5 protein-coding genes and 2 pseudogenes are annotated in these 5,934 nt (G+C 46.7%); 2 read left to right on the top strand and 5 right to left on the bottom strand.

The window, feature by feature from the left end; genetic code table 11:
* Positions 1–113 precede the first annotated feature (113 nt).
* A pseudogene (locus tag HMPREF0518_RS00975) lies at positions 114–320 on the top strand (ISL3 family transposase); the annotation flags it as partial.
* Positions 321–322: 2 nt separating this feature from the next.
* On the opposite strand, the gene HMPREF0518_RS00980 reads toward HMPREF0518_RS00975, so the two are convergent.
* The 5 genes and pseudogenes from HMPREF0518_RS00980 to HMPREF0518_RS01000 form a co-directional block, all read right to left on the bottom strand.
* Positions 323–658 carry a EutP/PduV family microcompartment system protein gene (locus HMPREF0518_RS00980; RefSeq protein WP_003625179.1) on the bottom strand — a complete coding sequence of 112 codons (336 nt, stop codon included), beginning with the start codon at positions 656–658 and terminating at the stop codon, positions 323–325.
* Between the two features lie 37 nt (positions 659–695).
* Positions 696–1,746, bottom strand: a pseudogene (locus tag HMPREF0518_RS00985) (prenyltransferase/squalene oxidase repeat-containing protein).
* Between the two features lie 19 nt (positions 1,747–1,765).
* Positions 1,766–2,476: an ECF transporter S component gene (locus HMPREF0518_RS00990; protein WP_003630445.1), complete on the bottom strand. Its 711-nt coding sequence runs from the start codon at positions 2,474–2,476 to the stop codon at positions 1,766–1,768.
* 7 nt (positions 2,477–2,483) lie between these two features.
* Entirely contained in the window at positions 2,484–4,148 is a 1,665-nt protein-coding gene (locus tag HMPREF0518_RS00995) for an ABC transporter ATP-binding protein (protein WP_003625187.1), read from the bottom strand.
* Positions 4,136–5,032 carry an energy-coupling factor transporter transmembrane component T gene (locus HMPREF0518_RS01000; protein ID WP_003630442.1) on the bottom strand — a complete coding sequence of 299 codons (897 nt, stop codon included), beginning with the start codon at positions 5,030–5,032 and terminating at the stop codon, positions 4,136–4,138. Before HMPREF0518_RS01000 ends, HMPREF0518_RS00995 begins: the two co-directional genes overlap by 13 nt.
* 464 nt (positions 5,033–5,496) lie before the next feature.
* Between HMPREF0518_RS01000 and HMPREF0518_RS10905 the strand changes: the two genes are divergently transcribed.
* Positions 5,497–5,625: a hypothetical protein gene (locus HMPREF0518_RS10905; protein ID WP_003625192.1), complete on the top strand. Its 129-nt coding sequence runs from the start codon at positions 5,497–5,499 to the stop codon at positions 5,623–5,625.
* The last annotated feature ends 309 nt before the right edge of the window (positions 5,626–5,934 follow it).

Here is a 5,934-nt window from a genome sequence, read left to right on the forward strand (position 1 = left end):
AGTATTTCCATTCTAAAAGTACTAGGCCCTTTTTGATAACAAAAAAAGGCATCTAAGCCTCCCTAGTGCTATGCTTTAAGCGACGAAACTCAAGATAAGCGGGGTAGGAATAGATGTCTCAACTAGATAATACACTTAAATTACTGGGAATTAAAGACACAAACATTCAGGTGTTCGGTACTCGTGAGGAATTTCATGGTCGGGGCTCGGGTCGCAAAAAGTATTTGGTCATCCAGGCAGAGCTTACCTACACACTCAGGCGCTATCCTAGCTGTGGATACAATACGTTGCACCCTAACGGACACAAGCTCACTAATGTCCGTTAGGTAACCATCTCGATTTGCTGATTAGTGGCGATATCTGTTTTTGTAACGACGCCAATCGTTTCCTTAGTGAACATCGTGCTGAAGCCTGTTGGTAAAACAATTCGCGGATCAGTAGCACTTTGCATCAAGACGATGACGTCGGCTTCAATGGCGGTGGTCATCAGGTTAGAATACATTGCACGATGCTCAACATATTCACCGGGCGTATCGATAACATTATTATAAAACTCAATGGTTTGGGGTTTGTTGTAAGTCATCTGTAGTTCATTGAGTTTCTGAATAAAGGAGGTTTTGCCACAACCAATCGCCCCGATAAACATTGCCTTTTTCACTGATCTTTCCCCCAAATTAATTACTTATCACTTCGCGTTATTTAACCGTATAAACCGAATGCCCCTTCAAAGCCTGCCGATAAGCAGCCGTTGCCAGGTTCACCTGACCGACGCCGATCAATTGACTGGTAGCACCCTTAATTGAACCGGTCTTGTTAACGTAGCCGAGCATTGCCCGCAGTGGGGAGGCGGCTTGCTTGGTAGTGAAGTAGCCATTGGCGTACTTGACGGTTGCTCGCTTTGATGACAGGGCAATGATTGCTTCGGCTGTTGAGTTAGCGTTAGCGACGGTCTTGCCATTGAAGACGTAGCCATAAGCACCTGAAGCGTTGATGTTACTCTTCAAGTAGGCCTGGCCCTTCACCAATGCGGTTTTAACGGCACTCAGTGAGGATTTGCTGTGGGCCAGCGCGGCGCGATTGCCATTGAAGTGGTATCACTATCAACGCTGGCAGCGGTGTTGTTGTAAGCCCAGCCATTATTACTTTGCTGGTCCTTAACCAATGATTTTGCCAAACTGGTCTTGGAGAACTTGGCGTTTGATGGGCGTTTAAACGTTGATGACATGGTCAGGACAAGCAGAACCTGGCTCTTGACGTTTGGTGTTTGCTTGCTCATTGACTGGCGATACAGCCCAGATACCAGGTTGACAGCCTTCTTGGCGCCGGCTGGCTTAAACTTGGCTGGGTTTAGGCCAACGGCTTTTAGCCCCTGAATTGCGTTGGCGTAGTCGGCAGCAGTGCTCTTCGAATTGATCACCAGATTGGCCGCGATGCGCTTCTTCTGGGTGGTCGTAAATTTGTACCCCCAGCCCTTTAAACCAACCAGCAAATCGGCGTAACCGCTAGCGGCACCGATGGTTGGGTTGGCTTTTTTACTAAACAGAGCGGTCGTCTTGCCTGACAATCCAGTCTTGTTTTTAATCATCAGATTCTTCGCGTAACGGTAGTTGGCTTTGATCTTGCTATTTTGATAAGCACGACTGGCGGTCTTAACGCTGGCTGCATTGGCGGTGAAGGCTGGTGCGATACTGCCAAATCCTAATGGGTTGAAGCAGAGATCATGAGTAGCTTTGATGTTAATTTCATTGATTAATCCATCCTTTTTCTATTGGTTTTTATCCGGTAAAATATTGTATTTGGCGACTAAGCGGTGAAACAGCTTCTCCCATGGTTTGTAAAATAGCGCGATGAGAAAGGCATTGGATGCTGCGTGGAACGTGTCAAATGGAAAGAAACTGGCCGCAAAAGCCAAGATAAAACTCTTGATGGTCAGCGGTGATACGTAGGCCAGGGCGTACCAGAGGTCCATGATCCAGCCAAACAAATAGCCCCAGACGCAGGCAAACACGATCATAAAAATCAGACTATGGGACAATCGGGCCTTCATGAAGAGGCCAGCGGTTAAGCCCATTAGGCCCCAGGCAACCATCTGCCACGGTGTCCAGGGTCCCTGGCCCATAAACATGTTGGAAACTAACGCCGTCGTTGAACCGGTAATGAACCCCAGTTCCGGACCAAGACTAACACCGCTTAGAATCACGACGAAGCTGGCGCCTTGCACACCGGGAATGGCGCCCAGTGGGACCCGGGTGGCAACCGCCAACGCGATCAAAACGGCGACAAACATCAACGTTTGGGTGCTGATTGGATCGTGTTCAAAGCGCCAGTACGCGGGTAAAAGGCTACAGATCAAGCACATAAAGCTAAATAATAGGTAGTGCTTTCCCTTCAATAGGACAATGAATAGCAGAAAAACAGCCATTAACAGTAACGCAATTAATAATCGATACCGGTTGAGTAACGAAGATTGTTTCAAGTAACGCTCACCTCCTTTCCGGACGGTTTGCCAGCTTTAGATCGGCTGGCAGCAGGGCGTCCTTAACCTGATCACGGGCAATTCGGTTAATTGGCGTGGTGAAGAAAAAGTTATCGGTAAAAAATGATTGCGTGGCAAGCAGCGTGTTGAGATGGCCGTCGAACATAAACGTGCATTTGTCGGCAAATTTAGCACAAAATTCCATGTCGTGGCTGGCGATCACAATGGTCATACCGGCTTGTTGATACTGTTTCAGTAGATGGCCCACCTGAATTTTGGTGTAGGGATCCAATCCCTTAGTTGGCTCGTCCAGAACTAACAGATCAGGGGTCGCCATCAGTGCAATTGCTAATCCAACGAGTTGTTGTTGACCGCCGCTAATGTCAAATGGATTTTGCTTCTCAATGCGGTTTAAATGAAATTGCTCAATCATATGGTCAACTTGGCTCTTAGCGTCTGGCAGTCGCAGTTCAGCTGCCTGAACTTCCAGCTCCTCACGAACGGTATTGGCTGTAAATTGGAGGCTGGGAGTTTGCGACAGAAATGCCAGTTTGGCCATTCGCTGGTTAATGGCCATTTTCCAAACTAACTGGTGGAAGAAACGAATTTTGCCGTGCTGCGGCGTCATTAGTCCACAAATCAGCGTTAACAGGGTTGATTTGCCGGAGCCGTTTTTGCCGATAATTGCCAACCACGTACCGGGATTAATCGCCAGGTTCAGGTGATGGAGGACGTTATGTTGGCCGTCGAAGCTAAAGGAAATGTTATTGACGGTTAGAATTGGTTTTTCGGCTGTGGGTAATTGCGCAACCTTGCCGCCGGTCGTCACTGATTGAAATTGAAGATGGTGAGTCCGAATCGCCGACTGGGCATCGGCTACTGAAATCGGCAATTGGGAGGTTCGAATCTGTTGATCTAAGAAGAGCTTGGAAATTGACGGTACGAAATAGGTCAAGTGGGCATCAGTGGCCATTTTTGCCAAGCCGCTGTGGGGATCACCGTCAAAGGTCAGGTGGTGATCCTGCAGGAGAATCATCCGGTTGGCCATGGCTGCTACCGTGCTCAGCCGGTGTTCAGTCAACATAATTGTAATCCCTAATTCTTGATTAATCCGCCCTAAAACGGTGAGAAAATGCTGAGCGGTCAGCGGATCCAACTGGGACGTGGGTTCGTCCAGTAAAATTAATTTTGGGCGCAAGATGAGAACCGAAGCCAGGTTTACCAACTGAAGCTGGCCACCGGATAATTGATGTATTTGGCGATCGAGGTTTTGATCCAAACCTAAGAAATTTGCCAGTTCGGTAATCCGGCGTTCGATTTCATTGCTGGGACAGCCAATATTTTCTAATGGGAAGGCCAGTTCTTCGATCACCGTTGCCATCACCGACTGGATTTGTGGATCTTGGGCCACATAGCCGACGGTTTGGGCACTCACCAACTTCGGCATGTCAGCAACCGGTGTTTCGGTAATTTGAACATCACCAGTTCGGGCTCCTTTGGGCATGAGCTCCTTTTTCAAATGGTTAAGCAGGGTCGTCTTGCCACTGCCGGTATTACCGGCAATCACAATAAAATCGCCGGGGTCAATGGTGAAGTTGACGTCGTCCAGAACGGGGGTTGATTGATCGGGATAGGTGAACGTGAGATGGGTCACGGTAGCTAATTTTTGCATGAACGATAGACCCCCTCTGAGATTAATGGTAGTAAGAATAGGAGTGCCGTGACGACGATGGGCCAAGTATCGCCCGACGTAAAAATGGTGGTGAAATTGGCGACTGAACGACTGGTGCCCATTGAAAGAATCCGGACGCCGATAGTTGCAACTAGCATGACGGTGGCAATCGTGATGAACAGCAGGTCACTAAACTGCCAGTGATACGAGCGGTAGTGGGTCCGCTTGGCGACGCCAAATCCGCGGGCGTCCATTAAATTGGCGGTTTCCATCGTAGAAGACAGGGCGTCCTGCAGAAGAATTTCGAAGATGTGGAGCGTCTTTTGGGTGCGGGTCTTCAATGATCCATTAACCATGTCGACGTTGCGGGTTTTTTGCAGGCGCAAAATCCGTTTGAGCCTATCGGTGAAGCTGTTGACCAGCGTAAACGAAATGGTGACCAGTACTGCCAGTCGGGGCGCAATCGGTGAGAACACGTAGATCAGCTTGCTGGGGGTCAGAACCGCGTTTAGGACTGAAGAAACAAACAGCATTGCGATCAGGGTAATTGCCATCGCAATGCCGTACAGAAATGCCGGATACGAAAATTTGAACGTCAGAATGCCCCATTTGAAATGCCAAAGAATCGGCGGAAACTTTTGATTGAGGAGCGTATTGAAAAATAGAATCATTAATAGAAATGAAACGGCGTATTTCAGTTGGCGCGCCGTCTTTCGGCCGCCAAGGTAGTAGGTGGCTGTGATCGTGAGTGCGATGAACTCAGCCACCGCGACCGCCACGTGATTAAACAGCAGGAGGCAGACGATCAGCTCAGTAAAGTACAGCGTGAGTGCTACTGGATGAAGCTGCGAAAAAAACGTCATCTTGATTGGGGTGTGTGTCATGGAAAATCCCGCCTTTCTAAGGGTTAGTAAGTCCTTCCAACAGTATATCATCGTTGCCAAGGGTGGTAAAAGGCATATCTTGTGTGGTGTGGCTAGTATTATTTTGAGGCGTTTTTAAATGGTGAAATTTGCAAACTGATTTATCACCTTTTGGATATTATGTACAGCCTTTTTACACCATTTTTACACTAAATTTACCGTGACCTGCTAAGCTGTCATTTATACGGGTTCATCCGAACAAGCGAGGTGGTTAACACGTAAATAACTTTCTGAAAATCATTGAAAGCAAAAGCTGCAACATCCTTCAAGCAACATCCCGAGGCGGAAAAAGTCATCCGTGTCGGGGCTTTGCTTTGGTAAATTTTATAAGCATATTACTATCTCCCTGGTCGACAGTAGCGCTCTACTACTTAGTAGAGAGAAGCTTGATAAGCTTCATAGAATTGACCAAGGAAGAATGTTTTATGCCAAAGACTTTGAAGAATTTATTTGCAAGAACCACTGAAAGAAAGAATCGCCGTTCAGGAACCTTGAAAGATGATTTGAATTCACGTCTTTTATGGAATTCGGTATTGAAAGGCCAACAGAAGTAATCATGGTTAAATTAATAAGTTTTGCGTGACGATCCTCATCAGTTTTCGGACTGAATGGGGATTTTTTGTATGGTGGCTAATACCAAGTGCTAAGTGTATAATTTTTTGCGGTAAGTTGAATAATTAATTAAAAAAGCTCAAATCTTTTGAATTTGGACTTGAGCTCAAACAAAAAGACCAATTGTCTGATGTTAACGAAAAAAAACACATTAGAAGCTGGTCTTTTATGGAATCTATTATAGCTGATATCGTTAAAATTATTAAGTCTGAAAATAATGTTATTGCCCGTGAAAAGACATTAATGTGCTA

This window comes from Lactobacillus helveticus DSM 20075 = CGMCC 1.1877, from assembly GCF_000160855.1.
Taxonomy (GTDB): domain Bacteria; phylum Bacillota; class Bacilli; order Lactobacillales; family Lactobacillaceae; genus Lactobacillus; species Lactobacillus helveticus.

Bases quoted from the DNA above. Each gene is read 5' to 3' on its own strand.
- HMPREF0518_RS00995 (WP_003625187.1), bottom strand. From the start codon at position 4,148: ATGCAAAAATTAGCTACCGTGACCCATCTCACGTTCACCTATCCCGAT.
- HMPREF0518_RS10905 (WP_003625192.1), top strand. From the start codon at position 5,497: ATGCCAAAGACTTTGAAGAATTTATTTGCAAGAACCACTGAAAGAAAG.
- HMPREF0518_RS01000 (WP_003630442.1), bottom strand. From the start codon at position 5,032: ATGACACACACCCCAATCAAGATGACGTTTTTTTCGCAGCTTCATCCA.